Origin of the sequence: Paenibacillus phytorum (assembly GCF_013141715.1) — a bacterium.
Taxonomy (GTDB): Bacteria; Bacillota; Bacilli; order Paenibacillales; family NBRC-103111; genus Paenibacillus_E; species Paenibacillus_E phytorum.
Window position 1 is genome coordinate 1 of sequence record NZ_WHOA01000238.1, and the last position, 1,076, is coordinate 1,076.

Here is a 1,076-nt window from a genome sequence, read left to right on the forward strand (position 1 = left end):
TGTTAAATAGGAGTTCAGGTGTTTGGGTAGTGTGGGGCAGGAAGTTCCGTTAGTGCGCATGCGGGAACAGAAGGTGCTGAATATTTTTACAACATCTTCCATATAAAAGTTATGCTGCACGCTTCTCTCCACAAGGTCCTTGGGGATTCACTCTCCCAAATCTCGACGGGTCTATGCCCTCACATTCCTTCGTCCTATCTTTCCAAGGTGTGGAGTCCGATCAACGTTAACGGAACGGGTCTATGCCCTAAAGCTGAAAAATCTCGGTACTCCGTGCTTTCTTTGTGAGATCCTGCGAATGAGCCAATCTACGTGTCAGGGTTACGATTTACTTATTATGCAGCTAATGATATCTGAGCCTTATCCATGGAGAATGTTTGTCCTTCTCTCGCCATGGCTACAAGCATCCGGGCCAGTTTCCCAATCAGCTTCATCATGGACTGCATTTTTGTCATTCGTTTCACTTCGGTATTGTGGGCATGCATGGCTTGGAACGCTTCATTGAAAGATAACAGGTGAAACACAGTGAAGTAGAGATGCTTGCGCAGTAGAGAGTTGCCTCGTTTGCTGAGCTTGATTTGCCCCTTATACTTACCAGAACTTCGTTCTGCTAAGTTCAATCCTGCCTTGCGCAATAACTGATTTCCATGAGACAGCTTACGTAAGTCCCCGCCAAATGCCAATATGGCAGCCGTTGCAGGAACGGAAGCACCGACAGATCGAACGAGATCTGAACAAGGAATTTCAGGCAGTATCTTTTCAATCATCTCATTCGCTTCATCAATGATTCGGTAGATTCTTTCATACTCTTCAATGAGGTGCCTTAGCTCCCATTTGTCTTCTTCAAGGGCAGTAGTGTCTCCCACGCTATGTCTAGCGAGTGATTGAAGTTCCATTGCCTTGTTCTTGCCTCGCACCCCGCCAGGTCTGGCCATATACTCACCCCAGATCTGTACTATTTGCTCCGGAGTTAGCTGCAATAGGTCAGAAGGGGCTGGGAACCGGCGCAAAGTGGCCAAGGAACGATCGCTAAAAATATCATCAAATGCTTGTCTGTATTCTGGAAACCGGATATC

1 protein-coding gene is annotated in these 1,076 nt (G+C 46.8%); it reads right to left on the reverse strand.

Annotated elements, in window-relative coordinates; genetic code table 11:
* Positions 1 to 335: 335 nt before the first annotated feature.
* Positions 336 to 1,076: transposase (locus tag GC098_RS33035; protein ID WP_171648202.1), on the reverse strand; the 741-nt coding region annotated here is incomplete at its 5' end.